Source organism: Nitrosospira multiformis (assembly GCF_900111585.1).
GTDB lineage: Bacteria > Pseudomonadota > Gammaproteobacteria > Burkholderiales > Nitrosomonadaceae > Nitrosospira > Nitrosospira multiformis_B.
Genome location: NZ_FOHI01000005.1, coordinates 86540 through 104810 on the forward strand (window position 1 = coordinate 86540; position 18271 = coordinate 104810).

General features: G+C 54.1%; 15 protein-coding genes, 1 tRNA gene and 1 riboswitch. Of the genes, 10 read left to right on the plus strand and 6 right to left on the minus strand.

Annotated elements, in window-relative coordinates:
* Nucleotides 1–5 precede the first annotated feature (5 nt).
* The 3 genes from BMW46_RS09185 to BMW46_RS09195 form a co-directional block, all read right to left on the minus strand.
* Nucleotides 6–449: a hypothetical protein gene (locus BMW46_RS09185; RefSeq protein ID WP_074707599.1), complete on the minus strand. Its 444-nt coding sequence runs from the start codon at nt 447–449 to the stop codon at nt 6–8.
* Entirely contained in the window at nt 446–2146 is a 1701-nt protein-coding gene (locus tag BMW46_RS09190; RefSeq protein ID WP_074707601.1) for a tyrosinase family protein, read from the minus strand. Before BMW46_RS09190 ends, BMW46_RS09185 begins: the two co-directional genes overlap by 4 nt.
* 870 nt (nt 2147–3016) lie before the next feature.
* Complete coding sequence (locus tag BMW46_RS09195) at nt 3017–3556, minus strand: hypothetical protein (protein WP_143121444.1); 540 nt, start codon at nt 3554–3556, stop codon at nt 3017–3019.
* Nucleotides 3557–3586: 30 nt separating this feature from the next.
* On the opposite strand from BMW46_RS09195, the gene BMW46_RS09200 reads away from it, so the two are divergent.
* From BMW46_RS09200 to BMW46_RS09210, 3 genes are all read left to right on the plus strand, one after another.
* Nucleotides 3587–4180 (plus strand): cytochrome P460 family protein, encoded by a 594-nt coding sequence (locus BMW46_RS09200; RefSeq protein ID WP_074707607.1) that lies wholly within the window; start codon nt 3587–3589, stop codon nt 4178–4180.
* Between the two features lies 1 nt (nt 4181).
* Nucleotides 4182–4799: a cytochrome P460 family protein gene (locus BMW46_RS09205; RefSeq protein ID WP_256377025.1), complete on the plus strand. Its 618-nt coding sequence runs from the start codon at nt 4182–4184 to the stop codon at nt 4797–4799.
* Between the two features lie 123 nt (nt 4800–4922).
* Nucleotides 4923–5819, plus strand: a complete 897-nt coding sequence (locus BMW46_RS09210) for a LysR family transcriptional regulator (RefSeq protein ID WP_074707609.1) — start codon at nt 4923–4925, stop codon at nt 5817–5819.
* A gap of 336 nt (nt 5820–6155) precedes the next feature.
* Here the strand turns inward: BMW46_RS09210 and BMW46_RS09215 are convergent.
* Nucleotides 6156–6246, minus strand: a tRNA-Ser gene (locus BMW46_RS09215).
* Between the two features lie 155 nt (nt 6247–6401).
* Here BMW46_RS09215 and BMW46_RS09220 point away from each other — a divergent pair.
* Nucleotides 6402–6929 (plus strand): adenine phosphoribosyltransferase, encoded by a 528-nt coding sequence (locus BMW46_RS09220; protein WP_074707612.1) that lies wholly within the window; start codon nt 6402–6404, stop codon nt 6927–6929.
* 297 nt (nt 6930–7226) lie between these two features.
* Entirely contained in the window at nt 7227–7607 is a 381-nt protein-coding gene (locus tag BMW46_RS15960; protein WP_371113504.1) for a transglycosylase SLT domain-containing protein, read from the plus strand.
* 80 nt (nt 7608–7687) lie between these two features.
* On the opposite strand, the gene BMW46_RS09230 is transcribed toward BMW46_RS15960, so the two are convergent.
* Both BMW46_RS09230 and rnk read right to left on the minus strand, forming a co-directional pair.
* Entirely contained in the window at nt 7688–9382 is a 1695-nt protein-coding gene (locus BMW46_RS09230; RefSeq protein WP_074707618.1) for an alginate export family protein, read from the minus strand.
* A 228-nt stretch (nt 9383–9610) separates the two neighbouring features.
* Nucleotides 9611–10024 carry a nucleoside diphosphate kinase regulator gene (rnk, locus tag BMW46_RS09235; RefSeq protein ID WP_074707620.1) on the minus strand — a complete coding sequence of 138 codons (414 nt, stop codon included), beginning with the start codon at nt 10022–10024 and terminating at the stop codon, nt 9611–9613.
* Nucleotides 10025–10354: 330 nt separating this feature from the next.
* Here rnk and BMW46_RS09240 point away from each other — a divergent pair, with 330 nt between their 5' ends.
* From BMW46_RS09240 to uca, 5 genes are all read left to right on the plus strand, one after another.
* Nucleotides 10355–11035: an O-methyltransferase gene (locus BMW46_RS09240; protein WP_074707623.1), complete on the plus strand. Its 681-nt coding sequence runs from the start codon at nt 10355–10357 to the stop codon at nt 11033–11035.
* 183 nt (nt 11036–11218) lie between these two features.
* Nucleotides 11219–11323: riboswitch (guanidine-I (ykkC/yxkD leader) on the plus strand.
* Between the two features lie 265 nt (nt 11324–11588).
* The gene (locus tag BMW46_RS09245; protein ID WP_074707625.1) at nt 11589–13115 is read left to right on the plus strand and encodes an APC family permease; all 1527 of its coding nucleotides are present in this window, start codon (nt 11589–11591) and stop codon (nt 13113–13115) included.
* A 43-nt stretch (nt 13116–13158) separates the two neighbouring features.
* A complete protein-coding gene (locus tag BMW46_RS09250; protein ID WP_074707628.1) occupies nt 13159–13890 on the plus strand; it encodes an urea amidolyase associated protein UAAP1 in 732 nt (243 codons plus the stop codon).
* The gene (locus BMW46_RS09255; protein ID WP_074707630.1) at nt 13887–14585 is read left to right on the plus strand and encodes an urea amidolyase associated protein UAAP2; all 699 of its coding nucleotides are present in this window, start codon (nt 13887–13889) and stop codon (nt 14583–14585) included. Before BMW46_RS09250 ends, BMW46_RS09255 begins: the two co-directional genes overlap by 4 nt.
* Nucleotides 14586–14630: 45 nt before the next feature.
* Complete coding sequence (uca, locus tag BMW46_RS09260; RefSeq protein WP_074707633.1) at nt 14631–18269, plus strand: urea carboxylase; 3639 nt, start codon at nt 14631–14633, stop codon at nt 18267–18269.
* Nucleotides 18270–18271: the final 2 nt, after the last annotated feature.

Sequence of the window (18271 nt, forward strand, 5' to 3'; positions counted from 1 at the left end):
CCGGTTCAGTCGCTGACCGGCACATAAACCAGATTGAGGCTTTCCACCTCAACCGGCCATGGAGCGCGTGGCGGCTTGTCCGGTTCATCCACTTCCAGGCACAACTCTACGTGGCCATCCGAGATCGCGCTGGGGGGAAGAGGAATGGTGTAGGTTGCAGTTGCTGCTTCATGGTGTAGTGTTCCTGGTGCTCCGTACGGCGATATCGTGCCGAACAAGGTTTCATCCGGCGCAGTGACGCGGATTTCCGCCTGTTTGGGAAGCGCGCGCGTACGGACTTCAACCCAGACCTTTTCATTGCCGGAAACCGGGCGCGGAAGGGTGAGTTCGATCACGCCTTGTTGCGTCTCGCCCTGCGCAAAAGCGCCATTTCCCAGTATGGACAAGAATATCAGAACAGCAATTACCGTGGCGAAGCGTAGCTGCCCTCTGCATTTCGCAGCAATCAATGCGCCTCCACAACGACGGAAAGTACCTCCGCTTTCGGTTCCGTGCCAAGGGCATGTCCCGCCATCTGTACTCCCGGTTTTACCATTCGCTCCGAAACAATCCGGATATTCAACGCCCCGCTGGCTGCAAGCTGCGCGTTCTGCCGCATTGCCTCGATCGTGCCCGATAAAGGCACGGTAAAGGTAACCGGAGCCTGTATGGTGTGATGACCGAACATCGAGAGGGTGCCGACGTAGTGAGGACTGGAGGGGTCCGTTCGACTGCTCCCATCATCCACCATCACGGCAAAATCATGGTGGTGCGCCAGCGGCGGCAGCGCCAGGGTGATCTTTGCATACAATCGCGGCGCTTCCGCCTGTGCAGGCAGGCCAAGCAGGGGAGACGGAAGTGTCACGACAGCGCTTGCCGCCTGCTCTCCACTCACCACGGAGCGGCTGATCTGAGCCCGGGTGCTCTCGGCGGGCACGGCTGTACGCATCAGTGAGGCGAACATGGGAGGCGCGACCACTTCCTCGCCGGAGCCGGGCTCGTAATCGTAATTGAAATCCCCGATAGTCGCGTAGTCCCCGGCGGTTCTTTTCTTCACCGGCTTTCCCTTTGCATCGCCAAAGAACAGAAACGGTTCTCTCGACCAGGCGTCGAAATCCGCGCCTTCGGGCAAGGCAGGATATCCCCTCGCCAACTGCTTGCGGGTCCATACGTCCCAAAGCCGATCGATATTCGCATGGTGCAGGAAAAAAAGCGGGTCGACAGGCGATAGATTGGCCTGCATGAAGCCGCCGTTGTTTGTGGTGTTGCCTTTGGGATCGGTAAAGATGCCGCCGACGCAATTGTGCACCCTGTTGTGCGGCTGTCCTTCCAGCACGCCAAATCCGGTGAGGGCACTGTGACCGAGGGTCTTGGGGCTGGCAAAGGTGAGGAAATCGCGAGGGGCCAGCGCATCCAGCAATGTTTGCAGGGAGACGGCCTTCGTTGTTTTTCCATCGAGCTCCGGCTTTTCCCGGGTCGCGCCGCGCGCCTGTTTCAGATCGAAAAAAAAGCGGCCTCTCGGATCGTTGAGCATATCGAACCACAGATCCTCGGGGGAGCGGATTCCACGGGCGAGGAGCTGACCATACTGCGTCTCATCGTCGAATTCACCATTCGGCCCGCAAATGCGCTTCCAGTAATCCGCCCTGGCGATTACCCCGCGAAAGCGGTTCTGAAACTCGCGCGAATTTGCAATATAGGCCGGGTGAGCGGGGGTGAGCACATCCTCGAACATGACGGCAGGCACGCGTGCCTGAAAGGGACTATTGGGGTCCGTATTCTCCGTCCAATCCCAATAGGGAAGAGTAAACCCTGGGTCGCCGCTGAGCTCACGGCAAATCTGCTCGAACCAGCCAATATAGCCGCGGTGCCAGACCAGAAACCACCAGTTGCCGTGCGGGCAGTCCATCGTGTGAGTGAGCGCAATGCGATACCAGTTGCGGGGATCCTCCGGCGGAAGCTTGAGCATCCTGGCGATAGCCCTCTTGTAGCTTTCGATGGAGCGCTTTGCCTCCGGATTCAGGACGTTCAAACGCCGATACTTCGCTTTCCCTTGCGCCTGGGCTCCAAAGGGCAGGGCAGAAGCGCCGATGACGGCAGTCGTCGTCGCCGCAGCTTTCAGGAATGTGCGCCGGGACATGGTGGATGAGAACAATTTTGGCTGCATGGATTAAACCTTGTTTATGGTTATTGATTCTGGATAAAGCTGAACGGATAAAATCAGATGGATAAAGCTTGACGGGATGGCGAGCACGGGCACGCAATTTCCCGGAAATGAGAAGCGACGGGAGGTTAAAAGAATCTTTCCAAAAGAATCTTTCTTTCAGCTATGCCTTTCAGCCTCCTGCCTCGTCCGGCTCAGGCATTTGACATCGCCGCAAAGAATCAGGATTAGATAACCAAATGGAAGCCAGGAGTAGCTGTAAAATCTTACAGGTAGCGGTTCGTGTTGACGCCATGTAGTTAGGGGGACGATATCTGCTCGCGGAATGAAACCTCTGGGAAGCGGGAGCAGCAGATAACGGCGCAGGAATCGGAAGTCAGTCCATATCCAATAACAACTCTTCTTCTGCCACAATCTTGATCAGTGCAGAAAACTCAAGCCCAGACACGAGCTTAGGAAGTTATCAACAGAGCTATCCACGCCAATCGGGGAAAACTTCATTTGGCGTCAAGTTTCAAAGAAAGCCATCTTTGTCTCTTTCCCACTGTCCAATCCAAATAGATGGCGGAGGTGTTAAAGAGCAAGATAATGGAGGGGAAAGAAGGTCGCCCCTGGTGACTATGAATGTTTCGCCTCCCGATCTCATGAAGGAATGGGTGGAGACACAAACGCGCCGCTACGCTAATGGGAGCCACTGTGTACGCGAACTGATCCGCAGAGATCAAGAGTGCGCGGCGAAGATCGCAGCAATGCAACAATGAATCCTGAAATCGCCCCTGAACGCGTCGACTCAGCCGGGGCTGCATTCCCCCCATATTGCTCTCAGAATCTTAGCCTTTTCATCTAGACCGGCTATCGGATCGAGCTACTCGGTCAATTACTTCTCAGCAGTATCGTGAGCGACGAATTGTTGTCGAGGTAATCGAGCAAGGCTGCCCCGAGCGCGTGCGCGACCAAGATAGGTGTGAACTCGAACCGCCCGACTTTGCTCGGCTTTACAAATTTACCGTCAACAATTTCGCTCAGCCCATAGTACAAACGCGCCACCCCCTCCCGCAGAAAAGCGATATGCGTCCCCACCGTCGAACAGCCAGTTTTCCAGACAGGGTTCGAACCCGGCTCGCGCTGATAATAATGCACTGCTGCGGTGCCGTCGGTTCCCTTATCAATCATCCTGATGCCGCCGCCCATGCTTTCGTGTGCAGGCTTTCGCCGATGCTCAATGGGACACCCGGCCCTTCCATAAGCGATTCCTAATAGCCAATAGAAAATAAGTATTGGTAAAGAATATCTTTCCACAAATATCATGCGTGACTTGATGTGATTCGTATCCACGGACGGCGCCGTGGGAGGGGCGAGCAATGCAGATTGCTCCAGAAAAGCCGCCACAAATGCCTGCAATGGCATAACCACATTGAATCTGAAAACAGATAGGAGAATTGAATGAGAACTGGCAAATATTTATTCGGTTTATGGGTTCTAGCTGCGTTGGGAACTTTTTTAATATCTGGTGGCGTTTCTGCTAAAGAATACTTTACTATCAGTAACAAGGTGCTGGAACGCCCGACTGGATTTCGCGAGTGGATTTACGTGGGCACGCCTCTCACCCCGAATGACATGAATTCTGGAAAGGCTAGCTTTCCGGAATTCCACAACGTTTACATCGACCCGGAGAGCTGGGAACACTGGAAAAAAACAGGTAAATTTCGGGAGGGGGCTATTCTTATCAAGGAGATGACCAGTGTTGGCAGTAAGGCCGCAGCAAGCGGAAAAGGTTATTTCATGGGTGACTTCATAGGCCTGGAAGCGACAATAAAAAGCAAGCGCGAATTTCCCGATGAGCCCGGCAACTGGGCTTACTTCAGCTTCACTACCGAAGACCACAGATCAGTGAAAAAGACTGCTAACGCTCAGCCGCAGGCGAATTGCAATGGTTGCCACGAGACATCCGCGGAAGATGACTTTGTTTTTACGCAATATTATCCTGTTCTCCGTGCCGGAAAGGCAAACCCGGAGAATGCCGTGGGAGGTAAATAAAATGAAACGCTCGATAGGGAATGCAACCCGGTATACGTATCTGTTTCGAAATAAATCCGTCGCTGTTTTGTTGACCGCGGTTTTGTTTACGATGGCGTTGCTGCCACACGCGGGAACAGCGATGGCCGACAAGGCGAATTTTTCGTTATATGTCGACAAGTCAGGCAACATCACCTTGCCTGATGACTTTCAGTTATCCATGATCCATTTAGGTTCCTGGTTTGTGCCGGAGGGCGAGGCAAGCGGTTTCCACAATGTCTACACCGAGCCGGAAACCGCGAGAGCCTATCTTAAAACCGGGAAATTTCCAGACGGGGCAACACTAGTCAAAGAATTGCGATCATCGGCTGCGAGCAACTACACTACCGGCAAAAATGTCAGCCATGCAACAAGCGACGTCAAGCAATGGTTCGTAATGATCAAGGATACCAAGGGGCGCTTTGCTAACAATCCTGTCTGGGGCGATGGCTGGGGTTGGGCGTTGATTAAAACTGATAGCTCAAGTCGAAGTGTCACTGCTGATTATCGTACTGAATGTCTTCCCTGTCATATGCCGGCAAAAAACACCGACTGGATATACGTCGAAGGCTATCCCATGCTAAGCAAGCCTGATCGGTAATACAACCGTTTACCGAAAAATGCGACTGGCCCCGTCCGATCCCTGAGCTCCAGCTTATGGATGAAGAGCTAATAAACCAGGGATCAACCTTCAGCCAATCCAGAAAACTAAAGCGGCACACTCATGCAGCTACATCAACTCAAGTATTTCGTCGCTGTGGTGAAAACCGGCAGCATAACCAAAGCTGCCGAGCAGTGCTTTATTTCACAACCTTCGATTAGTCAGCAATTAGCAAAACTGGAAGAGAGTATCGGAAGGAAATTGTTCAGCAGAGTGAAAGGTAAATTGATTCTTACCGATCCCGGCCATATATTTTATGAGCAGGCATGCAATATTTTAAAGAACGTGGAGGATGCAAAACGTCGAGTCAGCGATTTTGACAGCAGCAGCGGTGGTTCCGTGAATATAGGCATTTTGCCAACGCTGGCGCCTTTCATATTGCCGACGACATTGATGGCGCTATCAAAAAACTTCCCTGAAGCCATTGTTACGGTGCGCGAAGAAATCTCCGAGGCTTTGATCGCTGCCGCTATATGCGGCGAAATCGATATTCTTGTCGAAGCTCTGCCATTTGACGAAACCTGCCTGAACGTCGAACCATTATTCTCGGATACATTTTATCTTGCCGTTAACAGGAATAGCCCTCTGGCCGGAATGGAACTTGTTTCTCTCGATACTCTGGGGGATATGCCTTTTATCCTGCTGGAAAATATTCATTGTTTAACGCGGCAGATCGAACAGTACTGTTTCAATGAACGGTTCATGCCGAAGGTGGTGTTCCAGGTTTCACAGTTAAGCACGATTAAGCTGCTAATTGAACTGGACTACGGCGTTTCCATCTTGCCTGCGATCGCGATCGACAAAGATCCCGGCTCTTGCATACGTTATATCAACCTGGATAGTAAAAGCGAGCCACCTGCCAGAGAGGTAGTGCTGGCCATCAGGAAAGATCGATATTTAAGCCCGGCGGCAAAATATTTCATTGCTGTCATGAAAGAGCAATACCAGAAGATTTGTTGAGCAGTCGGGCCAGGAAAATCGCGCCGGAAGCGGCCCCATTTTTTGCATTGAGTATCGCCATTCGCGGGTTCTACTCGCACTACACGTGATTGCATTATTCTGGGTAGACCGAGCATGGACAGAGCAATATCTCCTGCCGTGTTTCGATTGCAGGCAACAAATGAGGACGAGGGACGCGCGAGTTGGGCTGGCTTTCTCATCGACTGGGATTAAGAGTCCCGTCTGTGCGCATTGCAGTTATTTGGCAACGGGAATACCGGCAATGCGGTAATAATAAGGGGTGCAAGGATGGGTAATGAAAGAAAACGTCCTGAAATCATCCATTTACATGGTGTGTGGCGGAGAGAGAGGGATTCGAACCCTCGGTACGGTTGACCCGTACGCACGCTTTCCAGGCGTGTACCTTAAACCACTCGGCCATCTCTCCTGTTGAGGGTTCCAGGAAAGGAACCCGGCAAAGGGCGCAAAGGATACACCAGAACGCTATCCCCGGCAACTTTACGGTAGTATAGCCGAAAGCGACTCATCCGTATCGGCGGCCTCCGAATCCTTTGACCCAAAAAACCAGAAACAGGAAGTAGCATGCAGATCAAATCCCGCATCCGCACTATCGCCCATTATCCCCATGAAGGCATCATGTTTCGGGATATCACTACGCTGCTGAAAGACTCGGTCGGGTTGCGCGCGACGGTTCAGGAAATCGCCAGCCGCTACAAGACCATGAAAATCGACAAAGTGGCCGGGATTGAATCACGCGGCTTCATTATCGGTGCGCCGGTTGCCTACGAGCTTGGCGTGGGGTTTGTGCCAGTGCGCAAGAAGGGCAAGTTGCCTGCCGAAACACGTGGGCGCGATTATCAGCTGGAATATGGCAGCGACCGCATCGAGATTCATGTGGATGCGATTCAGAAGGGCGAGCGGGTACTGCTGGTGGATGATCTGATTGCTACCGGTGGGACGGCGGAGGCTGCCGCTGGCTTGATACAGGAGATGGGCGGCGAGGTGGTGGAGTGTGGTTTTGTCATCGATCTGCCGGATATCGGGGGCAGGGCGCGGCTGGAAGACCAGGGCCTCAAGGTGTTTGCACTGTGCGAGTTTGAGGGGAACTGATCTCTGCCCGGGATGGACCTATAATAATTTATATAAACGCATTATCTATGATCAAGAAGGGTACTCATAGTGTGTGTTGTCCTGCTGCTCATCTTCATACTGGCTCCGGTCGCGTCTTTAGCCGCTCAAGCCCAGGATTATGCGGCGTGGTCAAAAAAGAACCTTGATGGTTCGTGGACGCGGACCACGGAGATTGCTGTTGCCACCTCATCTCTTCCCTCTCTGGAGCCTAAGGATATCGGCAAATTTTGTCCGACCTATAAACACTTGCCACACGAAAAAAGGATTCAGTTCTGGGTGGGTCTGCTTTCGTCCATGGCGGAATTCGAAAGTAACTTTAATCCTAAAGCGGCTGCCAGAGGGCCCTCCAAAGATGTATTCAGAAGGCGGGATACAAATCGAGGGCTGCTGCAAATATCAAAACAAAGCGCAAACCAGCCGGGCTATAGCTGTGGCATCAAGAAAGCAAAACATCTGCACGATCCCGCCATTCATCTCCCATGTGCGGTAAAGATATTGTCTAAATGGGTGGGTGCGGATCATGTAATAGCGTCATATAAGGGGAATAAAAAAAACAGGGGTGGAGGACGCTATTGGGCTGTGCTCCAGGAAAAAAATGGCCGCCTGCCTGCAATATCAAGTTTCACCAGAAACCTGCCAGTCTGTCGGAAGGGCTGAATGAATCCCGGCGGCATTGGTTTGATGCTTTTGGGGATAGGCGGCATCACCCCATCAAGTTCAGGTACCAGGCCACGTTTCTAGAACCGGAAGTTGTACTGGACGTAGAACAGGTCAGGCGAGACGCGTGGCGCCTGCGCTTTCAGAAAATCGCCCGCAAACAGTTTCGAATATCCTATTAGCACGTCTCCATGCCGGTCGACGTGTATGTTGAAACGGAAGTCGATCTCGTCCCCTACGTAACTGCCGGATTGGCCGGTTGCGTCTCTAAGGGTGGGGGCGCCGGCGGCGTTGTACAGGAAATCGCGCTTGTTCGCGAGATAGAAGCGGTGGTACTGGGCGGTGAAATGGGCCCAGGGCAGGGGGTGCAGATTGAGCTGGGCGTTGAAGTCGTGAATGTTCTGCCTGCCGACGCGATCGATCCATCCGAGGTAATAATTGCCGAAGGGAAAAAGCTGGTTGAAGGTTGTGCGGCTGCCATCGGTCAGGTTATTGTCACCGGAGGCAAAGTCGTAGCGCAGCCAGAATTGCGGATTCAGCGGCTCTCCCTTGAAGTGGTAGCCGGCACCGGAGGCGACGGCAAAGGCCGAGATATCCTGGTTGGAATACTGTCCGAACTGGTACATGCCCTCCAGTTCGTACAGGAACTGGTTGTAGTCTCCCGCTAGGCGGCTGCCGAGGGTATGCGTGATCGAATCGCCCCTGACACCGGCTCTGCCGACGGCAAGGTTGCGGTTGTCATCCAGGCTCAGAAAATAGAAATCGGCCAACTGCCCTTTCATGGGCTTGTATGTTCCCCATAAACCGAAGAATTCGCGCTTTTCATCCCAGTTATCGAAGCTGTTTCTTTCGGTCACCATGGGGCGTACCCAGAATGCATCCAGGTCGAACGTGGGTGTGCGCCAGAATCCCTTCACCCCCTGGAAAGTGCGGCGGGTGTTGACCCAATCGAGCGTGGAAATCAGCCGCTGCGAGCCATAAAGCAATTCCTGCCGCCCCACGCGCAGATAAGCCGGACCGTCCTTGATGTTGGCGATCTTGATGTCGGCAAAAACATTCAGCATATCCGTGTGATTGGCATCCGTAGCTAACGGCCCCAATGCCTGGCCGAAGGTACGTGCGTCCAGAAACTCCGCGAACAGCCGGATCCGGTTCTGATACCAGAAATCGGCATGAAAGCGGCTGCGGACCATGTGGTAGTTGTCGCTGGTATTGGTCAGGCGCGCATCGGATTCCCGCGTATACCGGTACCAGAAGCTGCCCCCAAATGATAAAAGGAAGTCGTCGCCAAGATGGATGCGCTTGATGGGATCGAAAATATCCTTCTCATGTTCCGACTTTTCGAGATAGCGGAAATCGATATCGAAAGCCGGCGTGGTCATGAGGGCATAGAGCGCATGGGGGGAGACGGGTGGGCCTTCACGCTTGTTGCCGGTTATATGATCCCAAAGCGAGTAGTATCCCGGTCCTGGGGGAGCGATGATAAACATGCCCGGGCGGGATGGGGCAGTCACGGGCGGCACTTTCGACCAGTCGAACCGGCCGCTGCTCCCGTCACTGCTCGTTGCAGGTGCCGGTGCTTCCGATGTTGTCTGGGCTACGGGGGTGCTACCGGCGGGAGCAGGGTCTGCCGCAGAAACCTGGAGCGTGAGGCCGAGCACGCCTGCCAGGCCGGACTTCACAATCCACTTTAATGCGCGCTGTGGAGAGGCTGAAAAGCAAGTGGTGTTTTTGGCAGGTGTGAATGAAGCAGGCAGGCAATCAGGCAGATGCATAGCGGGATTTCAGGGACTTCGGAAAAAATGCCCGCAACTATAGCAAAGTCAGCGTGGATTTTAAACTGATGAGCAAAGCATGCATTGGTCTGTTGCTATCTGAATTGCATTCACGCTGGCATGACATGATGACATGCCTGGGCTTATTGCCTGCCAGAATCCGGTGTGTCGGGATTTTCGGATGTTCGGATGAACAGGTTCCGAAAGATTCCGACACAGGTTGCGCCTCTACCTGTAAAACTTCCCCTCGCGCTCCGGCTGGTAGATGATCTCCTCTATCCGTACCTTGATAGTACCGCCCCCCGGACGCGGCCACTCTATCTCGTCGCCCGTGGAAAGCCCAAGCAGGGCGCTGCCAACCGGCGCAAGCACGGAAATTTTATCACCGGACCCGTCAACATCTTTTGGATAGACCAGCGTCAGGCGGAAGTCCTGGCCTGAGGAATCGATGCTGAACCGTACTGTGGAGTTCATGGTTACCACCGTGGGTGGTATTTGCTCGGGCTCGACGATTTCGGCGCGTTCGAGCTCGGCTTGCAGTTCCGCGCTGCCAGGAACCGCGTTGGCCGGAAGCGACTCGAGCAAGGTCTCCAGCCTGTCCAGGTCCTGGGATGTCAATATGATGTGCGGTCTGCTATTCATTTCAACCTCGTTTCAAGTTCGGTCATCGCCCCTTATTTCCCCTTACTACGTTGGCGGCGCTTACTACTGCTGTCTTCCTGATTTCCAGTGCCGGTTCTCACCGGAGTTTTGATCGGGCCGATCGGATAGGATGCCACTGATTCTATCATCAAATGTCATGATATTACCGGAGCAGCAGCGGGAGTTCTATGCTGCTTTTATGAGCACTCCCGCTCGTCAGGATTAACGAATCACGTACCGTTCGCCTTTGACCCCTCATCGTATTGAGCGTAGAGTCGAGTAACGAGCATACGACGAGCACATAATTTCTTTTTTTGAGGAGTGGTGGCCATGCAATCTCCAACTATTGTAAATCCCTCCCAATTGGACCCCGTCAATCCGGCAATCGAAAAGTATATGCGCAGCCTGGTGGGCCGAACTGATCATCCAGTGTTGACCGAAATGGAGGCGCTTGCTGCTAAAAACAATTTTCCCATCGTTGGCCGCCTGGTCGGCGTTTTTCTGGAGACACTGGCGAAAACGATCGATGCCAAACGTATTTTCGAGTTCGGCAGCGGCTACGGCTATTCAGCTTACTGGTTCGCAAAAGCAGCCGGGGCGGATGGAAAGGTGATCTGTACCGATGGCGATCCTCAGAACAAGGAGAAAGCGGAACAATATCTCAAGTCTGCCAATCTGCTGGAGAGGATCGATTTTCGTACTGGCATCGCCCAAGAGATATTCGGGCAGACCGAAGGAGTATTCGATATCTGCTACAACGATGCGGACAAGGGGGATTATCCGGAAATCTGGCGTATGGCAAAAGAAAGGATTCGCCCAGGCGGGCTGTATGTTGCGGACAACGTCCTTTGGCACGGAAGGGTGGCGGTGGAACATTATGTCGATATTGTTCCCGGATGGACCGAAGCTATTCTTGAGCACAACAGACTGATCTTCAACGATCCGGAATTTGATGCTTTCATAAATCCGACGCGGGACGGTGTCGTCGTGGCGCGAAGAAAGTCACAATGACACGCTATTTGTAATCCATCTCCAATGCCAAGGCCCTGAATCTCTGGAGAGAGCAGGGCTGCTGAAAAATATCGAAATAAAATATCGAGGGCTCAAACCCGGCGGCGCAAATCGAAAGAAAATTTTTATAATTTTTTGTTGTATTTCTGAATGAGATGTGTAAAACTGGTTTCCAGTAAAGTTGTAGCGCGAAACTAGGGTTCCGGCTTCTTTTCTCGAAGTGTCTGGTCCGAGAGTTTCCGGCTTCGTCACGACGAGGCTCCACGGAGGGATAAAAGCCCGGGAGATCATGTAGTTATTACATTGATTCCTGGGATTTTAACTGCCGAAAAAGGAGACCTGTCGTGTACTCTCCCTCCGTATTTTTCCACATTTCTGCAATTGTCGCGCATGGCTTGGATGCTTTCGGCATTCCCGGGTCTGCGTCCATACTCCTCGATCTTCATGTTTTTCCGGCTGGTACTTCCGGGTACCCCGCTTTTAGCGCTTCCGGGGAGAGGTCGGCGTGTCATTGGCAGAACAAAATCTTCCCGCTTGTTTAGAAAGGGTTATCATGCCTGTAGAGGAAAGCCGCGGCGCCGTTGTCCCTCCCGCTCCTCCTGATACACCTCCTGCTTCTGCCCCTGACGTTGCGCTCGTTACAGGCGACAAGCTTCACCGCAGTATGAGCGTATGGAACAGCTTTACGCTCGGGTTCGCGGTTGTTTCCCCAGTGGTGGGGCTTTACGCCATCATCAGCGTCCAGACCACTGTGACAGGAGGCGGATGGTTTGGCGCACTGGCTACCTGTCTCGTCATGCAGTTGCTCGTAGCCACAGTCTACGCCGAGCTGTCTTCACAATTCCCCATTGCAGGGGGCGCATACAAATGGGCGCGCCAACTTGGGGGGGCGACTACCGGGCAATTTGCCGGTGTCATCTACGTCAGTTCCACTATCGCCATGCTCACCACCACCGCCTATACGGGTGGCGTCTGGCTTGCCCTGTTTTTTGGAGCTGAGAGCGAAACCGGTCCGGCATTCGTGATCTGGGGTGCAGTATTCCTCCTCCTGTGCACCATTATCAACCTGGTTAACGTCAATATCTTCAAGCTGGTCATCACAATGGGAGTTTATGCGGAAGTTGTCGGCTCCCTGGGCGTGGCGCTGCTGCTATTCCTGTTTTTCAGGCAGCATTCTTTTTCCGAACTGTTCCAGCATCTCGGCACAGGCACGGCGCCAGACCAGTTATCCGCGTTTCTTGCAGCGCTGGCGATCGCCGGGTGGGCATTCATCGGTTTTGACGCCTGCTCCACCATTGCGGAGGAAACGCACGAACCCAAGAGGATGGTTCCGCGTGCAGTCTTCTTCTCTTTATGCATGGTGGGATCGGTGGTGCTTTTCAACTCCGCCGCGCTGACACTGGCGTTCGATCGCGAGGCACTGATTACTGCGAGCGCCACTTCTGATCCGATTACGCCTGTGATTACCGGCAGTTTTGGCGAGTGGGTGGAAAAACCATTTTTAGCGATCGTCATGGTCGCATTCCTGGCTTGCGGCGCCTCGGTGGTGAAATATACCTCGCGTATCGTGTATTCCATGGCGCGCGAAGGCAATATGCCCGCTGTTCTCAGCCGGCTGGGGCCCGACAAGACGCCCCGTAACGCTGTTATCTCTACCGTATCGCTGGCAGGATTGGGATTGCTGTTCGGATTGAATGATGGCGCCGTGGCTACCGTGATTGCCTTCGGTACAGGGGGGCTTTACGCCATGTTTTCCATGACGACCGGCGTGGGTTTATTCACCCGGCTTACCGGGCGCTGGAATCCGGCATTGGGTGAGTTGAAGCTTGGCGTCTGGGGGTTGCTGATCAACACAGCCGCTTTTATCTGGTCTGTATTCGAACTTGTCAATATTGCCTGGCCGCGTCCCTATGCAACGGCTCCCGATGCCCCGTGGTGGCAGCTTTGGGCGGTACCCCTGGTGCTGGGCAGCATTCTCGGCATTACGGCGCTCTATATCCTGATAAATAAGATGCGCAAAAAATCCACTTCACACAGCACGCAGAGGGAAGCGAAAACACCGCATCGATCTACAAATTGAGTTGGATACACCTGAAAAACTATCGTGATGAGGAGAAAGAGAGATGAATCAACCGGATGCATATTTGTGGGAACAACATATTCCCGGTGGTTGCCACTGGTCCGGCATTCTGCGGCGCGGTACCACGCTGCGCATGACGGATGTCAACGGTTGCGCCAATGCCTCGGTATTGTTCTTCAATCAGGAAGAAAAACTGGAGCGCTACAACATGGCCGATACGCTTAAATCCCAGCACACTTTCCGCCTGACCAAGGGACATGCCTGTCATTCGGATATGGGAAGGATATTCTGCTGCATTACCGCCGATAGCGTGGGTTGGCACGATACTGTCTGCGGCCTGAGCGACGCCGAACTAATACGCCGGAAATACGGCACTGCACGGTATCAGGAGCACCGCAACCAGATGTTCCGCAATGGACTGGACGGCATGCTGATCGAGCTTGGCAAATGGGGTTTGGGTATGCGGGACGTAGTATCCAATATCAATTTCTTCAGCAAGGTGACCGCCAATTCAGCCGGTGAACTCACCTTCCATTCCGGCAACAGCAAAGCGGGAGATCATGTGGATTTGAGTTTCGAAATGGATACGCTGGTCGTGTTATCTGCTGCGCCGCATCCTCTCGACCCCTCCACGACGTACCAGCCCGGTGCAGTCAATCTCGCTGCTTTTGCAACGCCATCCTCGATGATTGCCGAATGCGCGCATATTTCCGAAAACCAGCGTGCCCGGCAAAACACTGGATGTTTATATGCTTGTCATGGAGGTGCGGCATGAATGCGAATTTCAAGAACAAGAAGAGTTTTGTTGAAAGCATGTTCGATCCTGATGCGGCAGTGGTGGATGAAATCTGCCCCGCGGGAGAACCATGGGTCAAGATCATCAGGGAGGGGCAGGTATTCCGGATTGTGGATCTGGAAGGCAACCAGGCCGTCGATACCTTGTTTTACAACGCTTCGCACGCGGTGGAGCGCTATAGCGCAACCGATACCATACGCAGGCAGAAGAAGGTCTATCTGACTACCGGCAGCAAGCTGTACTCGAATTATGGCAACGTAATGCTCACCATCGTTGCGGATACATGCGGACGACATGACACCTTGGGGGGGGCATGCGCGGCGGAGAGCAATACGGTGCGGTATGCGCTGGAAAAATTTCCCATGCACAGTTGTCGCGATAACTTTCTGCACGCGCTGGCGCATGAACCGGAGTGCCAGCAGCTGGGTATCAGCAAGCGCGATATTCCGAGCAATATCAATTTCTTCATGAACGTGCCAGTGACGGAAGAGGGTGGCCTGGAATTCGTGGATGGCGTCTCCGCACCTGGCAAATACGTGGAAATGAAGGCCGAAATGGATGTGGTGGTACTGATTTCGAACTGCCCGCAACTGAACAATCCATGCAACGCCTACAATCCCACACCCATTCGATTGCTGGTTTGGGACGATCCCAGTGAGATGAGCTTTACATAGTCCAGTTTCTATCCCGGCCGTTTTTCACTCAACCGAGAATAAATCATGTTTGAAAAAGTATTGATAGCCAATCGCGGCGCCATTGCCTGTCGGATTATCCGCACCCTGCGGCGTATGGGGGTAAGGAGCGTTGCAGTCTATACCGAGGCAGATGCGCTATCGCGGCATGTGATCGAAGCCGATGAAGCCTACTGCATAGGCAGCGGAGTCGCCGCGGAAAGCTATCTGCGCGCCGAAAAGATCCTGGAGGTTGCGAGCCATGCGGGGGCAAATGCAATTCATCCAGGATATGGCTTCCTCAGTGAGAAAGCTGAATTTGCCGAGCAATGCGCTGACCATGGTATTTCCTTCATTGGCCCCACCCCCCACCAGATGCGCGCATTCGGCTTGAAGCATACGGCGCGCGAACTGGCGCTGCAGAACCAGGTACCGCTGCTGCCAGGCACAGGCTTGCTCGAAGACCTGGATGATGCCTTGCGCCAGGCAGCCCATATCGGTTACCCGGTCATGCTGAAAAGCACGGCGGGAGGTGGCGGGATCGGCATACGTTTGTGCTGGAACAAGGAAGAGTTGAGTGCAAACTACGACTCGGTGAAATACCTGGCGCAGAACAATTTCAAGGACGCCGGGCTGTTTCTCGAAAAATATGTCGAGAAGGCACGCCATATCGAGGTGCAGATATTCGGTGATGGCAAGGGTGGAGTGATCGCACTGGGTGAGCGTGACTGCTCGATGCAGCGGCGTAACCAGAAGGTGATCGAAGAAACGCCGGCGCCTGACCTGCCGTCGCGCGTGCGCCAGGCGTTGCTGGATGCGGCGGTACGTTTGGGCAAGTCAGTCAGTTACCAGTCCGCGGGTACGGTGGAGTACATTTTCGATGCCTCCGCCGCAGAATTTTATTTCCTGGAGGTGAATACGCGGCTGCAGGTCGAGCATGGGGTAACTGAGGAAGTGACCGGCATTGACCTGGTGGAATGGATGGTTCGGCAAGCCGCTGGAGATTTGCCGCCTCTGGATTCATTCGATATCCAGCCGCAGGGAGCCTCCCTCCAGGTACGCGTGTACGCGGAAAATGCGGTCAAAGATTTTCAACCTTCCTGCGGTATTCTCACTGCCGCAGAGTTTCCGTCTCCGTCTGCGGCGCGCGTGGAAACCTGGGTGGAACGCGGTGTCGATGTCACGCCATTTTATGATCCCATGCTGGCAAAAATCATCGTGCACGCGCCGGACCGGGAGCAGGCCATTGCGCGGCTGCTGGAAGCCCTGGACGTGACGGCATTGCACGGGGTAGAAACCAACGTCGGTTATCTCAGGCAGACTCTGCGCAGTGATGCGTTTCGGAGCGCGCAACACACGACGAGCTTTCTGAACAGTTTTCGTTATACCGCCCATACGATCGATGTCCTCAGTCCGGGCGTGCAGACTACAGTGCAGGATTATCCCGGGCGGACAGGATACTGGAGCATCGGCGTGCCGCCATCGGGACCGATGGATGGTCTGGCGTTCCGTCTGGCCAATCGTCTCGCCAATAACAGCGAGGATAAGGCCGGGTTGGAGATTACGCTTTCTGGCCCAGTATTGCGCTTCAACTGTGACAGCGTTATCGCTGTTTGTGGCGCGCCGATGGAGGTGCGCCTGGATGGTGAACCGCTTGCCTATTGGCAGGCGCATCGCATCAAGGCCGGTTCGTTGTTGCAGTTCGGTAAACTCGTAAATCATGGGTGTCGCGCTTATCTGGCGGTGCAGGGAGGAATTCGGGTTCCCGATTATCTGGGCAGCAAATCCACGTTCACCCTCGGTCACTTCGGTGGGCACGCAGGTCGCACGCTCCTCACCGGTGACGTGCTGCATATCTTTGAAACCAGAAAAGACGGTGATGGCGGATTTGAGCAGGGGCTGCCGGAGGAATTGGTGCCGTGCTACACCGACAGCTGGAAAATGGGGGTGTTGTATGGGCCCCACGGTGCGCCGGATTTTTTCACTGAGGAGGATATCGAAACCTTCTTCGCCACTGATTGGGAAGTGCATTACAACTCCAATCGCACCGGCGTGCGGCTGATCGGCCCTAAGCCCCATTGGGCGCGCAGTGACGGCGGTGAAGCAGGATTGCATCCCTCCAATATCCACGACAACGCCTATGCCGTAGGTACCGTAGATTTTACCGGGGATATGCCCGTGATACTCGGTCCCGATGGTCCCAGCCTTGGCGGCTTCGTGTGCCCGGTTACCATCATCCAGGCCGAATTGTGGAAGATGGGACAGCTCAAGCCGGGCGATCGCGTGCGCTTCCACAGGATGTCGATGGAGCAGGCGTTGGGGCTGGAGCTGCAACAGGATGCAAGGATAAAAGACTTCGGGGTTCCGCAAAACGTTTCATCCGAGGCGGAGCAGGGCGCAACCACCGAATCCACGCCTGTGCTCCACTTCATCCCGCAAAGCGACGGCCAGGTGCAGGTCGTATATCGCCAGGCAGGCGACAAGAATCTGCTGGTCGAGTATGGTCCGCTCGAGCTCGATCTCAATTTGCGCTTCCGCGCGCACGCCCTGATGGATTGGGTGCAGAAAACGTGCAATGACGGGGAACTGGAAGGCATTCTGGATCTGACGCCCGGCATCCGTTCGCTGCAAGTGCATTTCGATTCCCGCGTACTCCCAGGCGATAAGCTGCTGGAAATGCTGGTCAGCGCGGAAAAGAAATTGCCCGATATCGATGATATGGAGGTTCCGGCACGCATCGTCCATCTTCCACTGTCGTGGGATGATGCTGCCACCCGGCTGGCGATAGAAAAATACATGCAGTCGGTGCGCAGTGATGCCCCCTGGTGCCCGAGCAATATCGAGTTCATCCGCCGGATCAACGGCCTCGACAGCATCGAGGAAGTGCAGCACATCGTATTTTCCGCGAATTATCTTGTCATGGGGCTGGGTGACGTCTATCTGGGTGCGCCGGTTGCCACACCTGTGGACCCGCGTCATCGGCTGGTGACCACGAAGTACAATCCTGCGCGTACCTGGACGCCCGAGAATGCGGTTGGCATAGGCGGTGCCTACTTGTGCATATACGGGATGGAAGGTCCCGGAGGCTACCAGTTTGTGGGCCGCACGGTGCAGATGTGGAACCGCTACCGCCAGACAGCCGACTTCAAGGAAGGAAAACCCTGGTTGCTGCGTTTCTTTGACCAGATCCGTTTCTATCCGGTTAGCGAAAGTGAACTGCTCAAGCTGCGCAAGGATTTCATTACCGGACACTTCAAGCTGAAGATCGAGGAAACAACATTCAGTTTGAAACAGTACAACGCTTTCCTGAAAGAAAATGCGGCATCCATCAGCGCTTTCAAAGCAAAACAGCAGGCTGCGTTTGAAGCCGAGCGTGAACGCTGGAAGGCCGAAGGCAAGGCTGAGTACGTGAGCGAGGTTACACTCGAGGAAGCAGATGCGCAGGGCGAACTGGATTTGCCCTCCGGTTCCCAGGTTGTGAGTGCGCATGTAACCGGCACGGTATGGAAACTGCTCGTCAAGGAAGGGCAGCGTGTCGAAATGGGAAATCCGGTGGTAGTGGTGGAGTCCATGAAAATGGAATTTTCTGTGGAAACGCCGGTCAGCGGTACGGTACGACAGCTGTTCTGCAAGGAGGGGAGCCATATATCCGCCGGACAGATGTTGCTTATCGTTCAGGAGGAGTGAAT

Bases quoted from the DNA above. Each gene is read 5' to 3' on its own strand.
- BMW46_RS09230 (WP_074707618.1), bottom strand. From the start codon at position 9,382: ATGCATCTGCCTGATTGCCTGCCTGCTTCATTCACACCTGCCAAAAAC.
- BMW46_RS09250 (WP_074707628.1), top strand. From the start codon at position 13,159: ATGAATCAACCGGATGCATATTTGTGGGAACAACATATTCCCGGTGGT.
- rnk (WP_074707620.1), bottom strand. From the start codon at position 10,024: ATGAATAGCAGACCGCACATCATATTGACATCCCAGGACCTGGACAGG.
- BMW46_RS09190 (WP_074707601.1), bottom strand. From the start codon at position 2,146: ATGCAGCCAAAATTGTTCTCATCCACCATGTCCCGGCGCACATTCCTG.
- BMW46_RS09200 (WP_074707607.1), top strand. From the start codon at position 3,587: ATGAGAACTGGCAAATATTTATTCGGTTTATGGGTTCTAGCTGCGTTG.
- BMW46_RS09205 (WP_256377025.1), top strand. From the start codon at position 4,182: ATGAAACGCTCGATAGGGAATGCAACCCGGTATACGTATCTGTTTCGA.
- BMW46_RS09255 (WP_074707630.1), top strand. From the start codon at position 13,887: ATGAATGCGAATTTCAAGAACAAGAAGAGTTTTGTTGAAAGCATGTTC.
- BMW46_RS09220 (WP_074707612.1), top strand. From the start codon at position 6,402: ATGCAGATCAAATCCCGCATCCGCACTATCGCCCATTATCCCCATGAA.
- BMW46_RS09245 (WP_074707625.1), top strand. From the start codon at position 11,589: ATGCCTGTAGAGGAAAGCCGCGGCGCCGTTGTCCCTCCCGCTCCTCCT.
- BMW46_RS09210 (WP_074707609.1), top strand. From the start codon at position 4,923: ATGCAGCTACATCAACTCAAGTATTTCGTCGCTGTGGTGAAAACCGGC.
- uca (WP_074707633.1), top strand. From the start codon at position 14,631: ATGTTTGAAAAAGTATTGATAGCCAATCGCGGCGCCATTGCCTGTCGG.
- BMW46_RS09240 (WP_074707623.1), top strand. From the start codon at position 10,355: ATGCAATCTCCAACTATTGTAAATCCCTCCCAATTGGACCCCGTCAAT.